Source organism: Methanoculleus sp. 10 (assembly GCF_913757945.1).
Classification (GTDB): domain Archaea; phylum Halobacteriota; class Methanomicrobia; order Methanomicrobiales; family Methanoculleaceae; genus Methanoculleus.
On the sequence record NZ_CAJYDP010000004.1, the window covers coordinates 19,603 to 42,337 of the forward strand.

Annotated in this window: 23 protein-coding genes; 18 read left to right on the plus strand and 5 right to left on the minus strand. The window is 65.3% G+C overall.

Features of this window, described 5'->3' with window-relative positions; genetic code table 11:
• Nucleotides 1–25: 25 nt before the first annotated feature.
• The 6 genes from cutA to QZ408_RS05385 all read left to right on the plus strand — a co-directional run bounded on the left by cutA (nucleotide 26) and on the right by QZ408_RS05385 (nucleotide 5,366).
• On the plus strand, nucleotides 26–343 hold the full coding sequence (cutA, locus tag QZ408_RS05360) for a divalent-cation tolerance protein CutA (protein WP_292490189.1): 318 nt from the start codon (nucleotides 26–28) through the stop codon (nucleotides 341–343).
• On the plus strand, nucleotides 343–1,092 hold the full coding sequence (gene fdhD / locus QZ408_RS05365) for a formate dehydrogenase accessory sulfurtransferase FdhD (RefSeq protein ID WP_292490190.1): 750 nt from the start codon (nucleotides 343–345) through the stop codon (nucleotides 1,090–1,092). The genes cutA and fdhD overlap by 1 nt, the downstream gene beginning before the upstream one ends.
• Nucleotides 1,089–1,562, plus strand: a complete 474-nt coding sequence (locus QZ408_RS05370) for a DUF1890 domain-containing protein (RefSeq protein ID WP_292490191.1) — start codon at nucleotides 1,089–1,091, stop codon at nucleotides 1,560–1,562. Before fdhD ends, QZ408_RS05370 begins: the two co-directional genes overlap by 4 nt.
• Nucleotides 1,541–1,819, plus strand: a complete 279-nt coding sequence (locus QZ408_RS05375; protein ID WP_292490192.1) for a DUF1894 domain-containing protein — start codon at nucleotides 1,541–1,543, stop codon at nucleotides 1,817–1,819. Before QZ408_RS05370 ends, QZ408_RS05375 begins: the two co-directional genes overlap by 22 nt.
• A 578-nt stretch (nucleotides 1,820–2,397) precedes the next feature.
• On the plus strand, nucleotides 2,398–4,764 hold the full coding sequence (locus QZ408_RS05380) for a PAS domain S-box protein (protein WP_292490193.1): 2,367 nt from the start codon (nucleotides 2,398–2,400) through the stop codon (nucleotides 4,762–4,764).
• Nucleotides 4,765–4,880: 116 nt separating this feature from the next.
• Entirely contained in the window at nucleotides 4,881–5,366 is a 486-nt protein-coding gene (locus tag QZ408_RS05385) for a TspO/MBR family protein (RefSeq protein ID WP_292490194.1), read from the plus strand.
• Nucleotides 5,367–6,502: 1,136 nt separating this feature from the next.
• On the opposite strand, the gene QZ408_RS05390 is transcribed toward QZ408_RS05385, so the two are convergent.
• Nucleotides 6,503–6,862: a hypothetical protein gene (locus QZ408_RS05390; RefSeq protein WP_292490195.1), complete on the minus strand. Its 360-nt coding sequence runs from the start codon at nucleotides 6,860–6,862 to the stop codon at nucleotides 6,503–6,505.
• Between the two features lie 49 nt (nucleotides 6,863–6,911).
• Nucleotides 6,912–7,145 (minus strand): hypothetical protein, encoded by a 234-nt coding sequence (locus QZ408_RS05395; RefSeq protein ID WP_292490196.1) that lies wholly within the window; start codon nucleotides 7,143–7,145, stop codon nucleotides 6,912–6,914.
• 92 nt (nucleotides 7,146–7,237) lie between these two features.
• On the opposite strand from QZ408_RS05395, the gene QZ408_RS05400 reads away from it, so the two are divergent.
• From QZ408_RS05400 to QZ408_RS05415, 4 genes are all read left to right on the plus strand, one after another.
• Nucleotides 7,238–8,044, plus strand: coding sequence for a uridylate kinase (locus tag QZ408_RS05400; protein WP_292490197.1), 807 nt, complete (start codon nucleotides 7,238–7,240; stop codon nucleotides 8,042–8,044).
• A gap of 265 nt (nucleotides 8,045–8,309) precedes the next feature.
• A complete protein-coding gene (locus QZ408_RS05405; RefSeq protein WP_292490198.1) occupies nucleotides 8,310–9,242 on the plus strand; it encodes a substrate-binding domain-containing protein in 933 nt (310 codons plus the stop codon).
• Nucleotides 9,243–9,306: 64 nt separating this feature from the next.
• On the plus strand, nucleotides 9,307–10,008 hold the full coding sequence (locus QZ408_RS05410; RefSeq protein WP_292490199.1) for an ABC transporter permease: 702 nt from the start codon (nucleotides 9,307–9,309) through the stop codon (nucleotides 10,006–10,008).
• Between the two features lie 6 nt (nucleotides 10,009–10,014).
• Nucleotides 10,015–11,094, plus strand: coding sequence for an ABC transporter ATP-binding protein (locus QZ408_RS05415; RefSeq protein ID WP_292490200.1), 1,080 nt, complete (start codon nucleotides 10,015–10,017; stop codon nucleotides 11,092–11,094).
• A 158-nt stretch (nucleotides 11,095–11,252) separates the two neighbouring features.
• Here the strand turns inward: QZ408_RS05415 and QZ408_RS05420 are convergent, their stop codons facing one another.
• Nucleotides 11,253–12,629 carry a P-loop domain-containing protein gene (locus QZ408_RS05420; RefSeq protein WP_292490201.1) on the minus strand — a complete coding sequence of 459 codons (1,377 nt, stop codon included), beginning with the start codon at nucleotides 12,627–12,629 and terminating at the stop codon, nucleotides 11,253–11,255.
• A 97-nt stretch (nucleotides 12,630–12,726) separates the two neighbouring features.
• Between QZ408_RS05420 and QZ408_RS05425 the strand changes: the two genes are divergently transcribed.
• The gene (locus QZ408_RS05425; protein WP_292490202.1) at nucleotides 12,727–13,512 is read left to right on the plus strand and encodes an MBL fold metallo-hydrolase; all 786 of its coding nucleotides are present in this window, start codon (nucleotides 12,727–12,729) and stop codon (nucleotides 13,510–13,512) included.
• 16 nt (nucleotides 13,513–13,528) lie between these two features.
• On the opposite strand, the gene QZ408_RS05430 is transcribed toward QZ408_RS05425, so the two are convergent.
• Nucleotides 13,529–14,824 carry a PAS domain S-box protein gene (locus QZ408_RS05430; protein ID WP_292490203.1) on the minus strand — a complete coding sequence of 432 codons (1,296 nt, stop codon included), beginning with the start codon at nucleotides 14,822–14,824 and terminating at the stop codon, nucleotides 13,529–13,531.
• 217 nt (nucleotides 14,825–15,041) lie between these two features.
• The gene (locus QZ408_RS05435; protein ID WP_292490204.1) at nucleotides 15,042–16,220 is read right to left on the minus strand and encodes a hypothetical protein; all 1,179 of its coding nucleotides are present in this window, start codon (nucleotides 16,218–16,220) and stop codon (nucleotides 15,042–15,044) included.
• A gap of 124 nt (nucleotides 16,221–16,344) precedes the next feature.
• Here QZ408_RS05435 and QZ408_RS05440 point away from each other — a divergent pair, with 124 nt between their 5' ends.
• The 7 genes from QZ408_RS05440 (at nucleotide 16,345) to QZ408_RS05470 (ending at nucleotide 22,692) form a co-directional block, all read left to right on the plus strand.
• Entirely contained in the window at nucleotides 16,345–16,755 is a 411-nt protein-coding gene (locus QZ408_RS05440; RefSeq protein ID WP_292490205.1) for a PaaI family thioesterase, read from the plus strand.
• A 140-nt stretch (nucleotides 16,756–16,895) separates the two neighbouring features.
• The gene (pyrG, locus tag QZ408_RS05445; RefSeq protein WP_292490206.1) at nucleotides 16,896–18,485 is read left to right on the plus strand and encodes a glutamine hydrolyzing CTP synthase; all 1,590 of its coding nucleotides are present in this window, start codon (nucleotides 16,896–16,898) and stop codon (nucleotides 18,483–18,485) included.
• 10 nt (nucleotides 18,486–18,495) lie between these two features.
• Nucleotides 18,496–19,413, plus strand: a complete 918-nt coding sequence (gene guaA / locus QZ408_RS05450) for a glutamine-hydrolyzing GMP synthase (protein ID WP_292490207.1) — start codon at nucleotides 18,496–18,498, stop codon at nucleotides 19,411–19,413.
• Between the two features lie 4 nt (nucleotides 19,414–19,417).
• Entirely contained in the window at nucleotides 19,418–20,542 is a 1,125-nt protein-coding gene (locus QZ408_RS05455; RefSeq protein WP_292490208.1) for an acetylornithine/succinylornithine family transaminase, read from the plus strand.
• Entirely contained in the window at nucleotides 20,526–21,584 is a 1,059-nt protein-coding gene (hisC, locus tag QZ408_RS05460) for a histidinol-phosphate transaminase (protein WP_292490209.1), read from the plus strand. Before QZ408_RS05455 ends, hisC begins: the two co-directional genes overlap by 17 nt.
• Entirely contained in the window at nucleotides 21,581–22,093 is a 513-nt protein-coding gene (locus tag QZ408_RS05465) for an adenylate kinase family protein (protein WP_292490210.1), read from the plus strand. Before hisC ends, QZ408_RS05465 begins: the two co-directional genes overlap by 4 nt.
• Complete coding sequence (locus QZ408_RS05470) at nucleotides 22,090–22,692, plus strand: CDP-alcohol phosphatidyltransferase family protein (protein WP_292490211.1); 603 nt, start codon at nucleotides 22,090–22,092, stop codon at nucleotides 22,690–22,692. Before QZ408_RS05465 ends, QZ408_RS05470 begins: the two co-directional genes overlap by 4 nt.
• Nucleotides 22,693–22,735 lie beyond the last annotated feature (43 nt).

The window sequence follows — 22,735 nt, forward strand, 5'->3', positions numbered from 1 at the left end:
ATACGGACGATACGAAGGTAAAACCATGGTTCTCCCGGAATATGTTGTGGTCTTCTGCACGGCCCCGGCCGGAGAGGCGGAGGAGCTCGCAAAAGCCCTCGTCGATGCCCGGCTCGCCGCCTGCGTGAACGTCACCGGCGTGCGGTCCTGCTTCCGGTGGGAGGGCACGGTCCGCGACGAGCCCGAGCAACTCCTGGTCGTCAAGACGCAGTACAGCCTGCTCGACCCCCTCGTCACCCGGATCAAGGCGCTCCACAGTTACGACGTCCCCGAGATCATAGCCATGCCCATCGTCGGCGGCTACGCCCCGTACCTCGACTGGATACGGGAGGAGACGGTCTGATGGATATCGTCTGCCGCTCCGGGATCCAGGTGACGGGCGAGGGCGCACGCACCGTCCACGACGACATCATCGTCGAGGATCACGTCCGGCTCTTCCTGAACGGCGAGTGCCTCGCGGCCCTGGTGGCGAGCCCCGACCGCCTCGACGACCTCGCGGCCGGGTTCGTCGTCTGCGAAGGGCTGGCCGACACGGTCAGTTCGGTGAACGTCTCCGGAAAGGACGTGTACGTCACGGCCCCGCTCGGGCGGGACGTCCGGCTTGAGATGGAGTCATCCGGCGGCTACCGCGTGCTCGGCGAGCCCAGGAAGGTCACCTCTTCGATCACCGTCACGGCGGAGACCATCCGGGCGGTCACGGCGGCGATCGAGTCCGATACCTGGCGGAGGACCGGGGGCGTCCACTGTTCGGTCCTCTTCTGTGACGGCAAACTCGTCACCCGGGCCTGCGATGTGGGGAGGCACAACACCGTCGATAAGGTCGTGGGCTACGCGACCCTCCGGGGGATCGACCGGTCGACCTGCATCCTCGGGTGCACCGGCAGGCAGCCGGCAGGGATGGTCGCAAAGGCGGCGAACGCCGGTATACCCATCGTCATCTCCCGCGCCGCCTCGACCGATCGGGGCATCCTCACGGCGGAGCAGGCGGGGCTCACCCTGGTCTGCTTCTCGCGAGGGGAGCGGTTCACCATCTACACGCATCCTGAACGGGTGCCTGACATCCTCGCCGCAGTAAAGAAGGCTCAACCATGACAGAGAACAGTAACGAGAACGCATTGATCCTGCTCGGGTGCCCGCAGGTGCCCGTCCAGACGAGCATGGCGCTCTACCTGGTGCACAGCTTGAAGCAGCGGGGTATCCGGCCGGTGATTGCCGGGACGCCAGCGGCACGAAAACTGATGGAGGTGGCCGACCCGGACCGGCACTACCTTCCGGAGATGGCCGATATCGACGCTGCTATCGACGAGATCACGGAAAAACGGCGGGACTTTGACCTCTGCTTCGTCTTCATCCACAACGACTCAGGGGTCGCCTACGCCGGCACCATGGCGTATATCTCAAAGGCACGGGTGTATGCGCTCATCTTCGGGGAGCACGCAGAGGACCTTGCCGCGGAGATCGAGTTCCCCTGCGAGGTCGTCGCGGCGAAGGCCGTGCACAACCCCATGCCGCTGAAGCGAAAACTTGACGAGGTGATGCAATGGGCTGTCTCGAAGCGCTGAAACCCGAGATCCTTCTCTCCCAGTCATCATTCCGGGAGGCGCGGGAGTACATCAGGAAGAATGTCCGGGAGTACCACGAGGTCGAACCGGGCTACAGGATATTCGATGTCCACATCATCGGGGTTCCGCCGCTCTACATCGGGGTGGAGGGCGAGCACCTGATCTTCCCCTACACCAAACCCTGCCACGGGACGTTCGTGGTGAAGGTCCCGGGCGGCGAGGAGATCGCGCGGTTGCGGGAGAGGAAGGGAAAATAGTCGATCAAATCCCCTCCCTTTGAGGGGTCTCGCGTGCGAGGCGGATCGCCGATGATGGCATGGCCTTCGCATCTCGCACCTATCGTTGCCCGGGCTCGCTTTCGCCCCCTAAGGGGCTAGTGCTCTCGCGTATCCAGCGCTGACACCCTCCCCGCCCGCTTCGGAAGGGCGCATCGGGGGGCACCGGCGGGCGGTGTTCGAGACGAGCACGGGATAGGGCCCGACAATCCGGAACCGATGCACGAATCGCGCTCCGGACGAACGCCGGGTTCTGCATCCACATCCACCGGCGCCGGGGCGGCCACGGCGGCGATCGCGATCGCCTGAAGCGGGAGACGGGGCATACGCGAATAATGAGATATAAATTCCGCGAAGGCGGTACGTACCTTACGGAATACAGCCGCAGGAGCGTCTCCCCGGAACGCGGTCGTGCCGGCCGGGGATCTCCCCGTCCCGCCCATCCCCCGTAACGGGCGGCGGGCGCCCGGGAAGCATCCTCACGGCGGCAACCGGCCTGTGCCGGGTAGCGGGAATTCCAGTTGACATGGGGGCACCAGGCTCTGCAGGCGAGTGATACGATGAGCGAACCGTTGAGAGTGCTGTTGATCGGGGAGAGCCCCGGCGACGCGCGGAATATCCGCGAGATGCTCGGGGCGTGCGGGCGCGAGGTTGAGCTGATGCACCGTGAGCGCCCGGGGGACGGGCTTGCCCTGGTCTCGGAGGGCGGGGTCGAGGTGGTGCTCCTCGACCTCGACCACCCGGACGGCGGGGGGACCGCCCTCATCGACCGCCTGCGCCGGACGGCGCCCGACGTGCCGGTCATCGCGCTCACCGCGGTGGGCAACGACCGTGCGGCACTCCGCGCGATGCAGCACGGTGCGCAGGACTACCTGGTCAAAGGGAAGACCGGCGCGGACCTGCTCTGCCGGGCCGTCAGGTACGCACAGGAGCGGATGCGGGCGGAGGTTTTGCTCCGGCACTCGGAGGAGACCTACCGGAGGCTGGTCGAGAACCTCAACGAAGGCGTCATCGCGGTGGACGAGACCGGGTTCATCACCTTCGCCAACCCGCGCATGGAGGAGATCCTCGGCCTTCCTGCAGAACGCCTGGTCGGGCTGCCGATCGCCGGGTTCATCGCCGGCGCCGGCGGCACCGTTCCGGCTGCCCAAAACCCGTTCTGCCGGCGGACCGACCAGAGGCAGGAGTTCGAACTGGACTTCCTCCGGGACGACGGCAGTCCCGTCCACGCACTCGTGGTCACGTCGCCGATCGTCGATGCCGCCGGCGCCTTTGGGGGGTGTCTTGCAGGGGTGCTCGACATCACCGGCCGCAAACAGGCCGAGGAGGCCCTCAGGCAGAACGAGCAGAAGTACCGGCTGGTCGTCGAGAGCCTCAGCGAAGGGATATGGGTGATCGACCAGAACGCCTGCACGTCGTTTGTCAACCCCCGGATGGCGGAAATGCTCGGCTACTCCCCCGAAGAGATGACCGGGAGATCCATCCATTCGTTTCTCCCCGCCTCCCACAGGGCCGCGATGCGGGACCGCCTGGAACGCCGGCGGGATGGAGTCCGGGAGCAGTACGAGTGCGAGTTCACCCGGAAGGGAGGCGACACCATCACCGCACTGGTGATCGCATCGCCGTTCGTGGACGATGCCGGAGAGTTCCAGGGCTCGATCGCCGGTGTGATGGATATCACCGAGCGAAAACGAGTGGAAGAGGAGATCCGGATCCGGAACGAGCAGCTCATGGTCCTCAACCAGGTGATCAGCGTCTCTGCCGCCTCGCTCTCTCTTGCCGAGCTCCTGGAGGAGTCGCTTGAGAAGACGCTCAACCTCATGGGGTTTCACGTCGGCATCGTCTACATGCTCGACGCCGAGCGTAAACGGGCCCTGCTGCAGCACCAGCGGGGGATGCCTCCCTCGTGCATGCCCAAAAACCGCGTGATCAAGGTCCACCACTGGCCGTTCAACTTCATCTTCATCGCCGGCCAACCCCGCTACATCGAACGGCAGGCCGACCTGAGTTCTATCGAGGCGACCATACTTGAGGAGTTCGACGTCTCGGCGCTCGCCTGCATCCCTCTTGTCGCCGAGTCGGTCGTTGTCGGGGCGGTGTACGCCGGCAGCAGGGAGAAAGGGTCGTTCTCCCGCGAGGAGAGGGCGCTTCTAGAGTCGATCGGAAAAGAGATCGGTTCCGGCATCCTGAAAGGCATGCTTCACAAGAAGCTGGAGGCGGCAAACCGGGAGGCGAACCTGTATCTCGACATCATGACGCACGATATCAAGAACGCCGAGAACGTATCGAGCCTCTACGCCGATCTCCTCATCGAGATGCTGGAGGGCGAGGCCGCGCGCTACGCGAAGAAGATCCAGAGCAGCATCCGCAAGAGCGCCGAGATCATCGGCAACGTCACCACGATCCGCCGGATCCACCACGATGCACCCGATGTCGGGCCGGTCGACCTCGACGCGGTCATCAGGGAAGAGGTCGACGCCTTCCCCGACGTCGCGATCGAGTTTTTGGGCGCTCGCTGCCCGGTCTGGGCGGATGATCTCCTCTGCGAGGTCTTCTCGAACCTCATCCGGAACGCCGTCAGGTTCGGGGGTCAGGACGTCAGGATCGCTATCCGGGTGGAGGATTACGACGGCGAGAGCGTGATCGTCTCGGTTGAGGATACCGGCCCGGGCATCCCCGACCCCATGAAGGAGTCGATCTTCCACCGGTTCGAGCGGGGGTGGGCCGAGGGATGTGGGGACGGGCTCGGGCTCTTCATCGTCCGCACCCTCATCGAGCGTTACGGCGGTACGATCCGGGTGGAGGACCGGGTGGAGGGGCGGCCGGACCTCGGTGCGGCGTTCAGGTTTACCCTCCGCGAGGTCCTGCATACCGCCGACGACGATGACGACGGCGAATGCCCCGGCGGGGAGGAGGAGTGCGGGTGAGGCCCTCCGCGTCCCCGGCGCGCGGGGCGTAGCCGCCGGCTCTCCGCCGGAGCCCGGTCTGACGCTTCTTTCGGGATCACAAGGTTTAAGGCAGCGGGATTCATTATGTTACTCTTGTGACGCCTGCGTATACCCGGGTCATCCAGTTCTTCGCGGCGATTGCAGTCTGCCTGCTTGCGGCGCTGATCGGGTCGGCCTTCACGGCACCCGCCATCCCGACCTGGTATGCCGCCCTCGTCAAACCCGCCCTGAACCCGCCTGCGTGGGTCTTTGGCCCCGTCTGGACGGTGCTCTACATCCTCATGGGCATCGCCCTCTACATCGTCTGGAGCAAGGGGTGGGGCCGTAAGGACGTGAAGGTCGGGATGGCGATCTTTTCCGTCCAGCTCGTCCTCAACATCCTCTGGTCGTACCTTTTCTTCGGGCTCCAGTCACCCTTACTCGCCCTCGCCGGGATCCTGGTCCTCTGGATTGCAATTCTCATGACGATCGGCGCCTTTTATCGCGTCTCGACACCGGCGGCGGCCCTCCTCGTCCCCTACATCCTCTGGGTGAGTTTCGCGGCATACCTCAACTACGGCATATATATCCTCAATCCGTAGAGGTTGCCCGCAACGGCCGGCGATGGGAAGGTGCCGGCACCTATACGCAGGCCAACGCACGATGCCGTATCACCGCTCATAATTGCCGGATGAACTGCTGCATCGGTTCCAGACTAACAGACCATATCTGACCTTTGCCCCATCCCCACGGAGCGTCCCCTCCGTCCCCCATCCCGCCCGCGCTTCGCGCAGGTGGGATACCATACGCTTCTCCGACACCCCCGTCCCCTCCCGGGGGTGAGGGCAGTCATGGTGATATCTGTTGGAAAGCCGTATCCGGTTCTTCCCCTGGATCTTCCCATGGAGTAGACCGTGGGGATATCGCCGGGGGGTGGGGACCGGGAGGGGTCTCCCCGCCCCGCAGGTGGGTATCCGCACGTTCCTCTCCGGCAACCCCACCCCGCCCGGCATTCCTGGAGGGGATACTCATACGCTTCTCCGGCAACCCCACCCTGCCCGCGCTTCGCGCCTCCTCCCCGCCTCCCGGGGGCAGGGCAGTCATGGCGATATCCGGTGGGAAGCCGTGCCCGGGGAGCGGCGCTGACGTCAGTTTCCCCGGGGGGGAGAGAGCCAGAAACTGGTTCTTCTCCGGGGTCTTCCCATGGAGTGGACCGTGGGGGTATCGCCACGGGGGGTGGCGGCTCGCGGGGAGGGGCTCGCCCCCATATGCGCTAACTTTAGCCATAAAGATTCGAGAGTATAATGCCTGATTCCGTAAAATGGGGTCGATTTGGTGGGATATTGGCCATACGACTCCGGTGGTGTGCGGCAATAATCTTCCTACCCTGAAAACGCTATCGATACCGGGAATCTCATTGGAAAAGGACTGCCTTAGAGCATAGATGAGAACCAGCCGATTGCCTGGTACTTGACGGTAGCAACGAGAATTTATTACACTCAGCGGGTAAGTTAACGCCTATGGGGCTCGCCCCCTCCCCTGTCTCTGCCTCGTATCTTCAGCGTCCAGACTCAATTCCTCCAGATTGCCATCCGCCTGTAACCCTCTCCCGGGGACAGAGACAGTGCCCGGGCGTATACCCGGGACAAACCGTGCCCCGGGATGCAAACTCCCGGGCAGTGCGAAAAAAGATCGATAATCTCTCTGTTGAGAGTGCCGGTAATTGAGAATCGTTGCACTACCCGTCCAGTCTCGCGCCGGCACGTGCCTGCAGCGCCGAAAAGACCTCCGTGCCGAGGACCTCTTCTGCGCGGTTGTGGTAGCGCTCCGCCATGACCGCGAGGAGCCGCACCGTCCCCGCCGCCGTGGTGGAGATGCCGACCCGCTCCGCCCGGCGGATCAGCCCGTCATCCTCCATCGCCCCGAACCGGGGAAGGACGTAGTAATGGGGAATGCTGAGGAATTCGGCGAGTTTCCGGGTTGTGGGGAACCGTATCGATACGCCGTCCGGGGAGAAACCGACGGTTACGCACCGGTCCTCTTCGAGGAGGATCCGGATAGCCGCCTCGAATATGTCGTCGTGTTCGCGTGTGGACATGCGATCGTAGAAGTACTGGTCTTTGAGGGGAAAAATAGGGTAGGTCTGGTTACGCCTCTACTTTCTTCATCTCACCCCGCTCTTCTTCGGGCATCTCCTCGAGGTAGACGATCTCCGCTCCGGCGTCCTTTGCGATCTGTTCGAGTTCGACCTTCCGGAAGTGCGTCCCCTCGGCCTTCATGTGCTTCTGGTCTCCCTTCTCTTCGATGACGGCGACGACACGGAAACGGGGCTGTTTCACGCCGGTGCCGACTTTCTGACGCTCTCGTGCATAGATCTTCATAGCTTCCACATCCACTACCAGGTGGTATACCACCAGATATACCGGGAAGATACTTAATACTTTCCCCGTGTACCCTATGATGAGGTTTTATCATGGCAAAACGGTTTGAGATGGGATCGCGACTCGCGGGTGAGAGCCTGGTCCGGCGGGGCCTGCTCCGGGAGACCGAAAGCGTCCGGCAGATCAGGATCATGCCCGACCTGAACGTGGTCAAGATCGGCGGCCACGGGGTCATCGATTACGGGCGGGACGTGATCTACCCGCTGATCGAGGAGATCGGCGAGCTCTCCCGGGACCATAAGATCCTGGTCGCCACCGGCGGCGGCGCCCGGGTGCGGCATATCCTTGACGTCGGCATCGATCTCGGCATGCCGACCGGGGTGCTCGCGGAACTCGCGGGCAAGATCAGCGAGCAGAACGCCATCATGATTGCCCTCCTCTTCTCGAAGTACAACGGCGTCCGGATCCACACCGGGGACCTCTTGAACCTCCCCTCGCTCATATCGCTCGGGATGCTGCCCGTCGTGCAGGGCACCCCGCCCTACGGCCTCTACGAGCATCCCCCGAAACTCGGGAGCATCCCGCCGCACCGGACCGATACCGGGGCGTTCCTGATGGCCGAGGTGGTGGGCGGGAAGAACTGCATCCTCGGGAAGAACGTGGACGGCCTCTACACCGAAGACCCGTTCCTGAACCCCGACGCCGAGTTCATCGCGGAGATCACAGCCGACGAACTCCTGGAGATGGATATGGAGGATATGGTGCTCGAACCGATGGCGGTCGAGCTGCTCCGCGATGCCGTCCACGTGCAGGAGATCAAGGTGGTGAACGCCCATGTCCCCGGGAACATCACAAAAGCCATGAACGGGGAGCGGGTCGGCACCCTGATCCGGGCCTGAGGAGATTCACGGAGCCTGCCTTCACCGGGGGAGAGGCGGGCCTCTTCATCGAGCCCGACGGCGGGATCCGCCACGATCTCGTGGTCGGGTGACACCGCCGGGTCCCCGTGAGGCACCTGCCCCGCCGGGACCGATCGGCCCGGCCATCGAGAATAGAATTACCTGAATTTTCCCATAAATCAACTAATTTAGTTTAACTAGTTAACCATAGATATAAAACTATCACATTTAATTATCTGGAGTCCAATACTCTGAATTGAGTATTATGCAAAGACGAACCCTATTTGCCGTTGCGGCCGTCATGGTCGCTTTTCTGCTCATCTGCGGCTGTACCGGGACGACTTCCGACCCGGTAAGCACCGGCACGGAGAAGCAGCAGCTCCGTATCGCTACGACGACGAGTCTTGACGACACCAAACTTCTCAACCACCTCAGCACGATCTTCGAGAAGCAGTACAACGCCGAAGTGCTGGTCGTCTCCGCCGGAACCGGCAAGGCGCTCGAGTACGGGCAGCGGGGCGACGTGGACGTCCTGATGGTGCACGACCGTGCGCGTGAAGACACCTTCATCGCCGACGGCTACGGCATCAACCGGCGCGTATTCGCCTACAACTACTTCATCCTCGTCGGGCCCGAGTCCGACCCGGCCGGCATCAAGGGCATGGAGCCCACGAAGGCGTTTGCCGCCCTCCGGGAGAAGGGGATGGCCGGGGAGCCGGGCGTGACCTTTGTCTCGCGCGGCGACGCGTCGGGAACGCATTCAAAGGAGCAGGCCATCTGGAAGAAGGCCGGGCTCAACTACTCGACGGACGTGCAGGGGTCCGGCGACTGGTACCTTGAGGCCGGGAAGGGCATGGGCGCAACCCTTGCGATGGCAAACGAGAAGCAGGCCTACACGCTCTCCGACATCGGGACCTACCTTGCCTACAAGGGCGACCTCGACCTCGTGACGCTCGTGGACGAGGGCGACATCCTGCTCAACGTCTACTGCGCCATGCAGATCAACCCTGAGAAGTACCCCGACATCAACAGCACGATCGCGAAGGACTGGGTCAACTTCATGATCTCCGACGACGTCCAGAAGGAGATCGCCTCCTTCGGCGTCGACAAGTACGGCCAGCCGCTCTTCTACGCCGCCCAGAACGACTGGGCAAAGATCGGCGTGACCGAGGCTGAAGTGACGGATCCCATCAAGTGATCCGGCAGATGGACCCTGATTCCAACCCCTTTTTTGCTTCTGGCGACCCACGACTGGAGAGAGCATGTACGAGATCATCGAGGGCTTCATAGAGGCGGCGAGGCTCATCGTCACGTTCGACCCCGACGTGATGGCCATCGCCGCACGGAGCATCATCGTCTCGTTCACCGCGACGATCATTGCCACCCTGATCGCCGTCCCGTTCGGCGCCGTGATCAACTTCGGCACGTTCCCGGGAAGAAAGAGCCTCATCAACCTGATCCAGACGCTCTACTCCCTGCCGACGGTCATCGTCGGCCTCCTCATCTTCCTGCTCATATCCCGGGTCGGGCCGTTCGGCTTTCTCCGGCTGCTCTTCACCCCGACGGCGATGATCATCGCCCAGACGGTGCTCATCCTGCCGATCATGACCGGTCTTACGATCTCGGCGCTCTCGGGGGTCGACCCGGTCATCAGGGACACCCTCTACTCGCTCGGGGCGACGCGCCTCCAGTTTCTCGTAAACATCATGAAAGAAGCAAGGTTTGCCATCCTCACGGCCGTCGCGGTCGGGTTCGGCCGGGCGATATCCGAGGTCGGGGCGGCGATCCTCGTCGGCGGCAACATCATGGCGTCGTCGTTTGCGAGTTCGACCCGGACCCTGACGACCGCAATATCGCTTGAGACGTCGATGGGCAACATCCCCACCTCGATCGCGCTCGGGATCATCCTGCTCGCCATCGCTCTCGGCGTGAACCTCGCCATAACCAGAATGCAGCACAGGTAGAAACCCATGATTGAATGTATCGACGTCTCAAAACGGTTCGGTGACACGGCAGTGCTTGCCGGCGTCACGGCGCGGATCGAAGCGGGAGAGATCTTTGCCGTCATCGGGCCGAGCGGGTCGGGGAAGTCGACCCTGCTGCGCCTCATCGACCTCCTCGACACACCCACGGGGGGGACGATCCGGGTCAACGGCACCGACATCCACAGGGAGCCGAAGAGGGGTCTTCTCATCCGCCGGATGATGGGGATGGTCTTCCAGAAACCGGCCGTCTTCAACACGACGGTCTACGAGAACATCGCCGTCGGCCTCCGGTTCCGGGGGGTGGGGGAGGCGGCGATCCAAAAGAAGGTCGAGGATGTCCTTGGTATGGTCGGTCTTGCCGGTTACGGGGAGCGGCGGGCGCGGACGCTCTCGGGCGGGGAGATGCAGCGGGTGGCTCTCGCCCGGGCGATGGTGATCGATCCCGACGTCCTCCTGATGGACGAGCCGACCGCGAACTTAGACCCGGTCTCGGTCGCCCTGATCGAGGACCTGGTGCTCCGGATCAACCGCGACCTCGGGACGACGATCGTCTTTTCCACCCACGATATGTACCAGGGGCAGCGGCTTGCCCACCGGATCGGCGTGCTGATGAAGGGCGTGTTTGCGCAGGTGGGGACGCCGCGGGAGGTCTTCACCCTGCCCGCGAGCCGGGACGTCGCCCGGTTCGTGGGCGTCGAGAACATCATCGAGGGTGTCGTGGTGGCCGGGGAGAACGGCGCCTCCGTCGTCGATGCGGGCGGTATCCCTGTCCGGGCACGGTCGCCGTTCGGGGTGGGGGAGGCGGTCTCTCTCTGCATCCGGTCGGAGGATATCCGGATCGCCCCGGCGGACGGGGGCGCCGCCGCTCCGGGGAGGAACACTCTCTCCGGCACGGTGGCCGCCGTCGTGCCGCGCGGCCCGTTCAGCAGGGTGACGGTCGACTGCGGGTTCATGCTCTCGTCGGTCCTCTCCTGGAAGGCGGCGGACAGCCTCGGCATCGGGGAAGGGAGCCGCGTTGTGGCCTCGTTTGCCCCGGAGTCGGTCCACGTCGTCCGGCAGGGGTGACGGGCCGGACCTCGTTTCAGAGCAGCCGTCGCGGCCCGCAAGGCCTCCCGGTCAGGCCACGCGGCGGTTTTGCGCGAGATACTATCACAGCCCCTGGTGCCTCGCGCGAAGGCGCAAAGGGGCGTCACCAACACCCTTCCCATCGACTTCCGCGCCCCTCACCCTCTCGCCGCGAGATGCTCCCGCACCCCGGCAAGGTAGCGGTCGAGCTGCCGCCTGAACTCCCCCGGATCGATCGAGAGCGCTTCGTGGCCGGAGAGTTGCAGAATCCGGTCGGCTTGCGCGATCAGGACATCCAGCGACGAGGCCGCAAAGAGGATTGTCGCCTCCCCGAGCGCCTCCCGCCGGGTCGCAAGCAGGGTCGAGAGCGGTGTCACCCCGTCGCCCTGGAGGCAGCCCGGCACCAGCAGGTTCGTCGCGGCGCGATCCTCGTCGAGGATGAGGAGCGGCACGGCGGCTGAAAGCGCGGTCTGGATCTCGTGCGCCATCACGAGCGACCCGCTCCCCTGGCCGGAGGCCGCCCGGGGATCACCGCCGATCCCGGGCGGCAGGCGGGAGAAGAAGAGGCTGACGTCGGCTCCCGCAAGGTACCGCTCGCCCGCCTCCGCCCGGGCGATCCCGTTCACGCTGACCAGCCCCTCTCGCCCGTCCCCGGCGGCGTGGTCGTCCTCTCCCGCGACGAGCGCGTGGAGGAAGGTGCTCTTCCCTTCCGCGTTTGAGCCCGCGACCGCGAAGACCTCCCGCCGCCGGACCCCGAGCCCTGTTGCGACCCGGCCGCTCCCGGCGAGCTCCACCTCGACGGGGTCGAGGTCCGGCGGGCAGCGGAAGGGGACGTGCACCCCCTCCTTCGGCCCCGCGATCCGGTGGTGACACCGGAGATCGGTGAATTTACGGGCCGGGCGCGTGCCGTCGGCGACGAACGCGACGAGCCCCATCCCGGGCAGGGCGCGCCGGAGGGCCTTCTGGTCGACGGAGAGGTCGCGGGCGGCCGCGAGATCCCGGTCCGGCACCCGGCGCACGACCCGGTCCAGGGCGTCGAGGAGAGCCCCCAGGCGTTCCGCGACCTCCCCGACCGCGCCCGGCACCGGCGGGCCGGGGTACGGGAGAGCGCCCCTGACGACCAGCCGGAGGCCATCCCCGTCGATCCGGTTCCCGGCGTCCGGCCACCAGAGGTCCGTCCCGATGGCGCTCCTCGACGCGATCAGCGTGACCGGCTCAACGTTCGGGAGACAGTGGCGGGGGTGCTCCGTCCCGGCCCCGGCCACCGGGCCGAGGTCCCGCTCGACGGGAACCGCCGCCTTGATCGCCTCGATGAGGACCCCGGCAGCCCCGTCGGCACCCCGGCCGGACGCACCCGCCGGCGCCGGGAGGAGGACCGGGAGGCTGAACCGGAGCGCCGTCCCATCGAGCGACCGGACGGCGTAGGTGTTGACGAGGTCCCGCATTGCCCCCCGGTCGACGCGTGCCCGGCCACCTTCAAGACCCGCGACGACCCGGTGAACCTCCCCCTGCCACGAGCCCTCCGTTCTGCTCATCTCCCTCTCATCAGGTAATAGTGCCCCGGACCTCAAGGCTCTTTGTACACCCCTCCCCGCCGTGCTCTTAAATAGCCGCACAGACCACCAATGTACAATGGAATTGACCGTCCTTGCGAGCGGGAGCAAAGGAAACTGCACCTATCTCCGGGGGGAGCGGGGTGCGCTGCTCATCGACGCGGGGCTCTCCGCACGCGAGACCCTCCGCCGCCTCGCAAACGCCGGCGCCGACGCATCGCTCATCGAAGGGATCCTCGTCACGCACGAACACATCGACCACATCAGGGGAGTCGACGTCCTCGCACGGAGACTCCGCGTCCCCGTCTACGCGACCGGCGGCACGCTTGAGGTGTTCTCGGAGAAATATGGGCCGACGTCGGCGGAGATCCGGCGGTGCCGGTGCGGTGAGGCGTTCGCCGTCGGCGACTTCTCGGTCGAACCCTTCGCCGCCTCCCACGACGCCCGGGAGCCCTGCGGGTTCTCTGTCGCCGAAGGCGACCTCCGCATCGGGTGCTGCACCGACACCGGCACCATCACCCCCTCCATCTTCGACCACCTCGCGTCCTGCGACGCCGTCCTCCTCGAGAGCAACCACTGCCCGAAGATGCTTGAGAACGGCCCCTACCCCGCGTACCTCAAGAGCCGGATACGGTCAAAACGCGGGCACCTCTCAAACCCCGACGCCGCCCGGTGCCTGCAGAGGCTCGCCGACCACATCCACATGGCGATGCTCGCCCACCTGAGCGAGATCAACAACACACAAGAGAGAGCGCTCAACTCCGCACTCGAAGAACTCGGGCTCTACTCCGACCAGATCGCGGTCACCGTGGCGCCCCAGGACCCCGGCCCGGTACACCCCGGGGCCTGCGGTTTCCGGCTCTGACCGCGCGCCCCGTTCCTCACGCCTTCCAGAACGTGCAGATCATGCCGATCACGGCGCCCCCGGCGTCGACGATTGCGTCGCCAAGGACGCGGACCGGGAGCCGTGATCCGTCGTTTCTCACGAGCGCCGCCCCTACCGCGCACCCTGCGGACCTGCCCTCCCCGAGCACCTTCGCGGTGAGGACCCCCCGGGCATCGCCGCCCGAAAGAACGTCCCAGACCGGTCTCCCGGCCAGCTCGTCCCCGGCGTAGCCGGTCATGCGCTCGGCCGCAGCGTCGACGATGACGATCGCCCCGGCGGCATCCGTGGTGATCCTCCCCGCATCGGGTTCAGCCGTCTCCAGGGCGCCCTGCTCGATCGACGACTCCAGCCAGTCCGTTGCGGCCCGGCGTTCCGTCACCTCGATGCAGTAGAGGAGGTGCTCGAGCCGCTGGTTCGCGCGTTCGAGCTCCGCGGTCCGCTCCGCGATAAGGTCTTCCAGGTGCTCACGGTGACGATGCAGCTCCTCCTCCGCCTCTTTCCGGTCCGTGATCTCCCTGATGACGGCAAGGAGGTGCATCTCATACAGCGGCACGATCCGGATCTCGTAGTGCCGGACCCTTCCGGGGCCCGTGCAGGCGAACTCCAGGGGCGCTGCCGGCGCATCCGTCCGGACGGCCTCCTGCAGCGCATTCCCGAGGGCCTCCACGGCCCCGGCGGGGAGCAGTTCCTGCACCCGCCGACCAAGCAGCGCCCGCGAGACGAGCGGCACCTCCGCGAGCCTCCCGGCCCGGGAGTCCAGGATCGTGCCGTCGGCGTTCAGGCGGAGGAAGAGGTCGGGGAACGCCTCGATCACCGCCGTCAGTTCGGACGTCGCCTGCCGGAGGCGTTCCTCGACCAGGACCCGCTCGGTGACGTCACGGGCGACGATCAGGGTGCAGCCCGCCCCGATCGGCGCCTGCCGGAACTCGATGTCACGCACCTTCCCGCTCCGGCAGACCACGCTCGCGACAAGGGTGCTCTGGTCGCCCCGGAGAAGTCTCTCCCCCATCTCCTGCATGTCCCGCCGGTATGCCGGGTTCGGGTGGGCACGCTCGAACCACGCCTCCAGGGTCGGGACGTCCGCCCGGGTGTACCCGGTGATCCGGGTGAACGCCGGGTTCAGGTACCGGCACCTCCCCTCACTGTCCACCAGGACGAGACCATCCGGCACTTCGCGGAGGATCGAGAGGCAGACGCCCTCTCCCGGGTGTGGCGCCTGACAGGGCTCCCGGGCGCCGTCGGCACCCGGTGCTCGCCTGCCGGTGTCCCAAACAGTATTGTTTCCCGTCATGGTTACCAATCCTCCCCGGCGCATCCGTATGTCCTGGCCGGTAGGCGCTCTCTGTAGAGGAATTTACCTGTTAGCGTTGATAAACTCATCGTTGTATCTTTCCTTTCCATCTTCGAGATTGACCGTTTCAACGGGATATCCGGGAGATTGGCATGAAATAGCCCCGGGAGGTGAGGAGATCGGCCGGGGGTCGCCTGCTCAACGGCCCGGGAGCGGCTCAGGCCTCCCCGATCCTCAGGGCGTGCATGCAGTACTGGTCGACGCTCGTGAAGAAAGCGGTTCTCGCCCGTTTCGCCCGGTCTTCATCACCTTCGACGAAGTCGCGGAGGATGTACTCGAGCGCCGTGATGTAGTGCTCCCGCCCGGAGGAGGCCTTCTTTGCCTCCAAAAAGCAGAGGTACGCCTCGTTTTTGTGGTTGCACATCACCTCGAGGACGGCGTCGAGCAGCAGGAGCAGGTGCCGGGGAAACTGCTTCAGGATCGCGAGCTTCCGGAAACTGGCATAGGAACCCGGCTGCGACCCGAGGATCGCGAGTTTCAGCCCGAAGTAGATCGGCTCATGGTCCTCCGGGTACTGCTGCATCATCTGCTTGACGATGGCAGCCGCACCGCCCCCGTTGCGCTGCTCGATGTTGGCGTTGAACGCCTCGACCAGGAAGTACTTGTTATCCGGGAACCGCTCCGTCGCGAGATCGAGGAGGTGCCGGCGGCGTTCGACATCCCCCTCGTGCCTTGCCCGCACGATCCCGGTGTGGTAGAACTCGGGTTCGCCCGGGAACCAGGTGAACGCCAGGTCCAGCATGAACCAGAAGATCTGGTTTAACCGGGCATCCTTGCGGTCGAAGATCCCGAGCCGGTCGAGCGGTGCGCGTGACCGCGCAAGGTTCAGCATCTCCTCGCGGGCGTGGAGTTCGCGGTCGTTGGGGCGAAGGCCCTGCTCCCGGCCTCCCCCCTGCGAGAGGACGTAATGGCAGTAGGCGATCGCGGCATTGACCCGGCCGTCATAGTTGCGGTAACGCACAAGGTAATCGATCGCCTGGTGGTAGTTGCCGGTATCGATCAGTTTGAGCGCCACAACCACGTCGAGGGTTGCCCGCCCTCTCCGCCGCCGCTTGTTCCCCATCGCGTGCCGCAGAGTCTTCTCGAGGAACTCCCCCGTCGGGGCCTCGCGCGTCGCGTTGAGGAGCGTGAAGGTGATCCCGTCGATGAAGTCGTCATACGACCGGTCGTCGAGGCCGGGGAACGTCCGGTCGAGGGTGGCGGCAACGTGCCCGAAGAAGACCGGCAGGTTCCCCTCTATCTGGGCGGTGTTCTTCTCGACGTAATCGTTCATGGTAGCCTGGAGCTGCTCAAGCCTCCTGTTCCGGAGCGCTTCGGGCTGCCACACGTCTTCCATGCATCTACAGGTGGAGATCCGGGAAGATATTTGTTGTTATATATCTCTCCGGCGCCCGGGCGGGGTACCGGCAAGCCTTATCCCGGCCGGCCCCGAATCTTCCCGCAGAGGATGGTGTGGTCACGTGGGCTACATAGAGGAACTGAAACGGGTCGGAAGGGATGCAAATCCCTTTTTCACGCTGATGGGGATAGAAGTGGGCGAGTTCGGCGACGGGCGCGCCCGTCTCACGATGGAGGTCCGGCCGGATATGCTCAACGGCGCCGGGTGGCTCCAGGGCGGGATCTACGTTGCGCTTGCAGACGAGGCGATTGCGCTTGCGCTCTACACGCTTCTTGCCGATAACGAGGAGATCGCCACGATCGACGAGCACACCAGTTTCATAAAAGGCGTCAGCGCGGGGACGATCGCCGCGACCGGCAGGATCGTCCGTAAAGGCCGCCGGGTTGCGTTTGCAGACGGCGAGGTCCGGGACGCGGCGGACGGCACGCTCCTTTCCCGGACGTCGACGTCGTTTGCGGTCATCCGGAGATAGCGCCGCGGCGTGCACCCGGGGAAATCCCCCGTTACGCCGGGCAGGGATTCCCGGGGAAGTGCCGGAACAATACATTCTCAATGCCAAAGATCACATACATGAGTTAAGAGACTCTGGAACAACCGGAGGGGAACGAGAGTTTGAAGTATATCGTTGTAACCGGCGGCGTCATGAGCGGGCTCGGGAAAGGCATCACCACCGCATCGATCGGCCGCCTCTTAAAAAACCGCGGCTACGAGGTGACGGCGGTCAAGATCGACCCGTACCTCAACATCGATGCCGGCACCATGAACCCCGCCCAGCACGGGGAGGTCTTCGTCCTCTCCGACGGCGGGGAAGTCGACCTCGATCTCGGCAACTACGAGCGGTTCCTGGACATCAACCTGAAATCGCTCCACAATATCACGACCGGGAAGGTGTACAGGAACGTCATCGAAAAAGAGCGGCGCGGGGACTTCCTCGGCGCGACCGTCCAGATCATCCCCCACATCACCGACGAGATCCGGCACTGCATCGATCGAGCGGCGGCGGAGGAGATCAACGGCGGCAGGGCGGCGGAGGTCTGCCTGGTGGAGGTCGGCGGGACGGTCGGGGACATCGAGAGCATGCCGTTCCTTGAAGCGGTCCGCCAGATGCACGGGGAACTTGCGCCGCAGGACATGCTCCTTGTCCACGTCACGCTGGTCCCGGTGGACACCATGGGCGACCACAAGACCAAACCCACGCAGCACTCGGTCAAGGCGCTCCGCGAACTCGGACTGCAGCCCGACATCATCGTGGGCAGGAGCAGCGAGGTGATCAGCCCGCAGACGAAGAAGAAGATATCCGCCTTCACCGACGTCCCGGCCAAGGCCGTCATCTCCGCAAAGGACGTCCCTGACATCTACCAGATCCCGGTGGAACTGGAGAAGGAAGGGCTTGCGGACGTCGTCTGCAGTTACCTCGCCCTTGAGAACCGGGAGCCCGACACGAAGTGGTATCAGCTCATCTCGCAGGAGTACACGAACCGGACGACGGTCGCCATCGTGAGCAAATACGGGATCGAGGACGTCTACATGTCCATCAAGGAGTCGCTCAAGCACGCGGGAAGAGCGCTCTCCACCGAGGTGAACATACGCTGGCTGGACGCGGAGACGTTCGACCTCCGCGACCTCGCTGACGTCGACGGCATCCTGGTCCCGGGAGGGTTCGGCCAGCGCGGGATCGAGGGCAAGATCCGGGCAATCCGGTATGCCCGCGAGAACAACAAACCCTTCCTCGGCCTCTGCCTCGGGTTCCAGCTCGCGGTGATCGAGTACGCGCGCCACGTCCTCGGCATCCCTGATGCCACGAGCGAAGAGATGGGGCCGGGAACGCACGTCATCGCCCTCCTCCCCGAACAGGAAGGGGTCTCTGACCTCGGCGGCACGATGCGCCTCGGGAACTGCGACGTCATCCTCAGGGAGGACACGGTGGTGGCCGGCCTCTACGGGAAGACCGGGATCGTGGAGCGGCACCGCCACCGCTACGAGGTGAACCCGGCCTTCATCGGCGACCTCGAAGATGCCGGGCTCGTCTTCTCGGGCACATGCAAAGGCCGGATGGAGGTCTGCGAACTCCCGGACCATCCCTTCTACCTCGCGACACAGTTCCACCCGGAGTTCAGGTCGAGCCCGACCAACCCCTCCCCGCCCTATATCGGGTTTGTGGAGGCATGTAAGAAGAGCAGATCAACCTCCGGGATCAGGTGAGGGAAGAGCAATGGTAGATGTTGAGAAGTTTATCGGTCAGGCAGTCCGGCAGATACGTGACGCTGCCGGTGAGGATAAGGTCGTGATGGCGCTCTCCGGCGGCGTGGACTCGTCGGTCTGCGCGGCGCTCGCAGCCCGGGCCATCGGCGATGCGCTGGTCCCGATCTACGTGGATACCGGCCTCATGCGCAAAGGAGAGACCGAACGGATACGGTCCCTCTTTGCCGACACAAACCTCCGGGTCGTGGATGCGGGCGACGAGTTCTTTGCGGCACTCCGGGGCATCACCGACCCCGAAGAGAAACGCAAAGCCATCGGTGAGAGGTTCATCCGGGTCTTTGAGCGGGAGGCGAAGCGGACGGGGGCGACGATGCTCCTCCAGGGGACGATCTACCCCGACCGCATCGAGAGCGAAGGGGGCATCAAGAGCCACCACAACGTGGGCGGGATGCCCCTCGACATCGAGTTTAAAGGCGTCATCGAGCCGCTTGCGGACCTCTACAAAGACGAGGTCCGCGCGGTTGCGGGCGGCCTTGGGCTCCCGCCCGAGATCCAGCACCGGATGCCCTTCCCGGGCCCGGGGCTCGCCGTCAGGGTGCTCGGCGAGGTGACGGAGGAGAAGATCGCGATCGTCCGTGAGGCAAACGCCATCGTCGAGGAGTGCCTGGTGGAGGAGTTCCGCCCCTGGCAGTGTTTTGCCGCGCTCCTCGGCCTCGGGACCGGGGTGAAAGGAGACGTCCGGCTCCACGGCTGGATCGTCGCGGTCCGGGCCGTCCGGTCGCGGGACGGCATGACCGCCGACCCCCTGCTCCTGCCCTACGAGGCCCTTTCCCGGATGGCGTCGCGGATCACCGCCGAGATCCCCGGTGTCTCCCGGGTGGTCTACGACATCACCCCAAAACCCCCTGCAACGATCGAATACGAGTGATGATATGGTAAACGATTCACGGGAGCTTGATGCTCGCTACTACATGCCCGCATTCAGCCGGACGATGAAGATCGTCCGGGGTGCGGGGTCGCGCGTCTGGGACGACCAGGGACGGGAGTACATCGACTGTGTGGCCGGTATTGCGGTCTGCAGCACGGGCCACTGCCACCCGAGGGTGGTTGAGGCGATCTGCAACCAGGCCCACGACCTGATCCACTGCTCGAACCTCTACTACGTCCCGAACCAGGCTGAACTCGCGGCGAAACTCGTCGGGATCACGGGGCTTGCGAAAGCGTTCCTCTCGAACTCCGGCGCGGAGGCAAACGAGGGCGCGATCAAACTCGCCCGCGTCCGGACGGGGAGGAAGAAGTTCGTCGCGTTCACCCACGGGTTCCACGGCAGGACCTGCGGGTCGCTTGCGGTCACCCACAAACCCGCGATCCGGGAGCCGTTTGAGCCGCTCTCGCCCGCCTGCACCTTCGTGGACTACGGCGACCTCGACGCCCTTGCGGGGGCGGTCGACAGGGATACCGCCGGGGTCTTCGTCGAGCCGATCCAGGGGGAGGCGGGCGTCCTGATCCCGCCCGACGACTTCTTCCGGGGCGTCCGGGATATCTGCGACGACGCCGGCGCGCTGATGATCGTCGACGAGGTGCAGACCGGGATGGGCCGGACCGGGAAGTGGCTCGCCATCCAGCACACCGGCGTCGTCCCCGACGTCGTGACGCTTGCAAAAGGGCTCGCGAGCGGGTTTCCGATCGGCGCGCTCGTCGCCCGCGAGGGGCTTGAGTTCGGGAGGAGCGAGCACGGGAGCACGTTTGCCGGCGGGCCGCTCGCCTGCGCGGCGGCACTCGCGACGATCGGCGTCATCGAGGAGGTCCTCCCCCGCGTCGCGGCGAAAGGCGAGCGGTTCATGAAGGGGCTTGCTCCCCACAACCCCCGGGGCCGCGGCCTGATGGTCGGCGTCTCGGTGGGCGACCGGTGCCCGGAGGTGCAGCGCACCTGCGCCGAGAACGGCGTGCTCGTCAACTGCGCCGCCGACGGGAACCTCCGGCTGATCCCGCCGCTCGTGATCACGGATGCGGAGATCGATACGGCTGTCGGTGTCATCGATGCGGCGCTTGGTTAGAGCGTGCTATGCGGGCGCGGCGGGCTACTCCTACGCGAAGTCGGCAGGCGACGTCGCGCGGGAGCACGGCATCGACCGGGTGGCCCGTCTCGCGAGCAACGAAAACCCCCGCCCGCCCTCGTCCGCCGCGATCGAGGCGGCAACGGCGGCTCTCCGGGAAGCGAACCGCTACCCGGACACGCGGGCATCGGCCCTCGTCGAGGCGCTCCGCCGCTACCACGGCGATTACCGGTTCGTCACCGGCGTGGGGATGGACGGTGTCATCGAGACGGTGATCCGGACGGTTGTCGAGCCCGGCGAAGCGGTGGTCGTCTCGACCCCGACCTTCTCGTTCTACGGGCTCGCGGCCCTGGCACACGGCGCCCGGGTCGTCAACGTCCCCCGCCGGGAGGACTTCTCGGTCGACCCGGCGGCCTTCGCCGGGGCATGCCGGGGGGCAAAACTTGCCTTCCTCTGCTCCCCGAACAACCCGACAGGGAACTCGGTCCCGCCCGAAGCGGTCGAGGAGATCCTCGATCGCATGGAGGGGCTGCTCTTCCTCGACAACGCCTACGTCGACTTTTCGGAGATCGACTACCGCCTCCTCATGCGGCGGCACGAGAACCTGGTCATCGGGCGGACGATGTCAAAGATCTTCGCCCTCGCCGGGCTCCGGGTCGGCTACGCCTTTGTCCCGGAGTGGCTCGAACCCTTCTACCACCGGGCGGCGACGCCGTTCGCCCTGAACTCGGTCTCGGCGGCGGCCGCCGCCGGGGCGCTCGCGGACGCGGGGCCGGTCCGCGAGGCCTGCGACCACGTCCGGCGGTGGCGGCAGCGGTTCGCTGAGGAGGTGCCGTTCCCGGTCTTTCCCTCGGACGCGAACTTCGTGATGATCGATATCAAGCCCCTGACGGGTGACGAGGCGGTGGAACGCCTCGCGGCAAACGGCGTCCTGGTGCGGTCGTGCACCAGTTTCCCGGGGCTCGGCGACCACTATATCCGGGTCAGCATCGGCGAAGACTGGGAGAACGTTCGGTTCATCGAGGCGATCCGCAGGATATGATGACAGGCATCACCGGGACGCCCGGGACCGGGAAGACGGCCGTTGCGGCTGAACTCGAGCGGCGGGGCCACCGGGTCGTCCGCCTGACCGGGACAGTGCGGCCCTACATCGTCGAGGAGGACCGCGCCCGGCAGACGCTGGTGGTGGATGTCGACCGGTGGGCGGCGGAGTTCGAACCGGTCGAGGGGATCGTCGAGGGCCACCTCGCGCATCTCCTCCCCTGCGACCGGGTGGTGGTGCTCCGGTGCCGCCCGGACGTCCTCGCTGCGCGCCTCGCATCCCGGAACTACCCTGAGGAGAAGATCGCGGAGAACGTCGAAGCGGAGGCGCTCGACGTCATCCTGATCGAGACGCTGGAGGAACACCCGGGCGAGCACGTCCTGGAGGTGGATGCGACCGCGCTCTCTGTCAGCGCGGTCGCCGACCGGATCGAGCAGTTTATCCGGGGAGAACGGCCATCATCCTACGGGTCCATCGACTGGACCGATTACCTGGGTTTCGGCGCATGACACTTGACCAGTTCCGGCCGCATGTGCAGGGCATCGTTCAGCCCGTGGTAGACCTGGCGAGGAGACTCGGGCTCACCCCGAACGGGCTCACCCTTGCATCGTTCTTCGTATCGGTACTTGCGGGTCTCGCGTTCTATGCCGGGGGGGTCGTGCTCGGCGTCGTCATGGTCGCCTTCAACGCCGTCTTCGACGCGCTTGACGGGGCGCTCGCCCGGGATATGGGGATCGCGAGCCCCCGGGGGGATTTCTTAGACCACGTCATCGACCGCTACGCCGACATATTCATCATCACCGGGATCTTTGCGGGCGGGGCCGCGTCCTGGCCGATCGGCGTCTTTGCCCTGACCGGGGTCCTGATGTCCTCCTACCTCGGCACCCAGGCGCAGGCGGTCGGGGTCGGCAGGTTCTACGGCGGCATCCTCGGCCGGGCGGACCGCCTGGTGCTGATCATCGTCGCCGGCGTGCTCACGGTCCTGATCCCCGGGGAGATCTGGGGGTTGAACTACCTCGGGTGGCTCCTTGTCATCTTCGGCGTCCTCGGGCACTACACCGCGTTCCAGCGGTTCGCCCACGTCTGGCGGCAGATTGAGAAAGACTGAAGTGCCCGATGCCGCCGGGCGGGGAAACCTTCCCTTCGCATGA

Excerpts from the sequence above, each read along its gene's own strand:
- cutA (WP_292490189.1), top strand. The coding sequence starts at position 26 with ATGGTTCTCCCGGAATATGTTGTGGTCTTCTGCACGGCCCCGGCCGGA.
- fdhD (WP_292490190.1), top strand. The coding sequence starts at position 343 with ATGGATATCGTCTGCCGCTCCGGGATCCAGGTGACGGGCGAGGGCGCA.
- QZ408_RS05370 (WP_292490191.1), top strand. The coding sequence starts at position 1,089 with ATGACAGAGAACAGTAACGAGAACGCATTGATCCTGCTCGGGTGCCCG.
- QZ408_RS05375 (WP_292490192.1), top strand. The coding sequence starts at position 1,541 with ATGGGCTGTCTCGAAGCGCTGAAACCCGAGATCCTTCTCTCCCAGTCA.
- QZ408_RS05380 (WP_292490193.1), top strand. The coding sequence starts at position 2,398 with ATGAGCGAACCGTTGAGAGTGCTGTTGATCGGGGAGAGCCCCGGCGAC.
- QZ408_RS05390 (WP_292490195.1), bottom strand. The coding sequence starts at position 6,862 with ATGTCCACACGCGAACACGACGACATATTCGAGGCGGCTATCCGGATC.
- QZ408_RS05395 (WP_292490196.1), bottom strand. The coding sequence starts at position 7,145 with ATGAAGATCTATGCACGAGAGCGTCAGAAAGTCGGCACCGGCGTGAAA.
- QZ408_RS05400 (WP_292490197.1), top strand. The coding sequence starts at position 7,238 with ATGGCAAAACGGTTTGAGATGGGATCGCGACTCGCGGGTGAGAGCCTG.
- QZ408_RS05405 (WP_292490198.1), top strand. The coding sequence starts at position 8,310 with ATGCAAAGACGAACCCTATTTGCCGTTGCGGCCGTCATGGTCGCTTTT.
- QZ408_RS05410 (WP_292490199.1), top strand. The coding sequence starts at position 9,307 with ATGTACGAGATCATCGAGGGCTTCATAGAGGCGGCGAGGCTCATCGTC.
- QZ408_RS05415 (WP_292490200.1), top strand. The coding sequence starts at position 10,015 with ATGATTGAATGTATCGACGTCTCAAAACGGTTCGGTGACACGGCAGTG.
- QZ408_RS05420 (WP_292490201.1), bottom strand. The coding sequence starts at position 12,629 with ATGAGCAGAACGGAGGGCTCGTGGCAGGGGGAGGTTCACCGGGTCGTC.
- QZ408_RS05425 (WP_292490202.1), top strand. The coding sequence starts at position 12,727 with ATGGAATTGACCGTCCTTGCGAGCGGGAGCAAAGGAAACTGCACCTAT.
- QZ408_RS05430 (WP_292490203.1), bottom strand. The coding sequence starts at position 14,824 with ATGACGGGAAACAATACTGTTTGGGACACCGGCAGGCGAGCACCGGGT.
- QZ408_RS05435 (WP_292490204.1), bottom strand. The coding sequence starts at position 16,220 with ATGGAAGACGTGTGGCAGCCCGAAGCGCTCCGGAACAGGAGGCTTGAG.
- guaA (WP_292490207.1), top strand. The coding sequence starts at position 18,496 with ATGGTAGATGTTGAGAAGTTTATCGGTCAGGCAGTCCGGCAGATACGT.
- QZ408_RS05455 (WP_292490208.1), top strand. The coding sequence starts at position 19,418 with ATGGTAAACGATTCACGGGAGCTTGATGCTCGCTACTACATGCCCGCA.
- hisC (WP_292490209.1), top strand. The coding sequence starts at position 20,526 with ATGCGGCGCTTGGTTAGAGCGTGCTATGCGGGCGCGGCGGGCTACTCC.
- QZ408_RS05465 (WP_292490210.1), top strand. The coding sequence starts at position 21,581 with ATGATGACAGGCATCACCGGGACGCCCGGGACCGGGAAGACGGCCGTT.
- QZ408_RS05470 (WP_292490211.1), top strand. The coding sequence starts at position 22,090 with ATGACACTTGACCAGTTCCGGCCGCATGTGCAGGGCATCGTTCAGCCC.